Raw genomic sequence first — 986 nt, forward strand, 5'->3', positions numbered from 1 at the left:
TCCCTGGCCCCCGAGATGCCCGAGGCGGCAGCCCAGGCCGAGACCGTGGCCGAGAAACTGCTGGCGCACCTGAACCAGCCCTTCGAGCTGGACGGTGCCCAGCACTACAGCACCCCCAGCATCGGCATCACCCTGTTCGGGGACGAGCGCCTGTCGGTGGACGAACTCTTGAAGCGTGCGGACCTGGCCATGTACCAGGCCAAGGCGGCAGGGCGCAACACCCAGCGCTTCTTCGATCCGGACATGCAGGCGGCGGTGAACGCCCGCTCCAACCTGGAGGCGGACCTGCGCCAGGGCCTGGCGCGGGGTGAGCTGCTGGTGCACTACCAGCCGGTGGTGGACCACCAGGCCAACCTGCTGGGCGCCGAAGCCCTGGTGCGCTGGCGCCACCCGCAGCGCGGCATGATCAGCCCGGGGGACTTCATCCCGCTGGCCGAGCAGACGGGGCTGATCTTGCCGCTGGGGCAGTACGTGCTGCGGACCGCGTGCGCGCAGCTGCGGCGCTGGGGCGAGCACCGCGAGACCGCGCAGCTGTCCATCTCGGTGAACGTGAGCGCGCGCCAGTTCCGCCAGGCGGGGTTCGTGGCCGAAGTGCTGCAGACCCTGCGCGAGCACGGTGCGGATCCCAAGAAGCTCAAGCTGGAGCTGACGGAAAGCCTGCTGCTGGGGGACATAGAGGACACGATAGGAAGGATGGTGCAGCTCAAGAGCGAGGGGGTGGGGTTTGCGCTGGACGACTTTGGTACGGGGTACTCGTCGCTGTCGTACCTGAAGCGGCTGCCGCTGGACCAGGTGAAGATAGACCAGAGTTTCGTGCGGGACGTGCTGGCGGACCCGAACGATGCGGCGATCGTGCGCACGATATTGGCGCTGGCGCGGAGCCTGGACCTGGACGTGGTGGCCGAGGGGGTGGAGACGACGGGGCAGCTGAGCTTTTTGCGGCTGCATGGCTGCGAGGGGTTCCAGGGATATCTGTTTGGGCGGCC

1 protein-coding gene is annotated in these 986 nt (G+C 68.2%); it reads left to right on the plus strand.

Translation table 11 applies throughout. The annotated features are described in order from the left end of the window. A partial coding sequence (locus KW835_RS26580; protein WP_218387750.1) for a bifunctional diguanylate cyclase/phosphodiesterase occupies positions 1-986 on the plus strand: 986 nt, incomplete at both ends.

It is taken from the genome of Acidovorax sp. sic0104, from assembly GCF_019219095.1.
Lineage (GTDB): Bacteria > Pseudomonadota > Gammaproteobacteria > Burkholderiales > Burkholderiaceae_C > Acidovorax.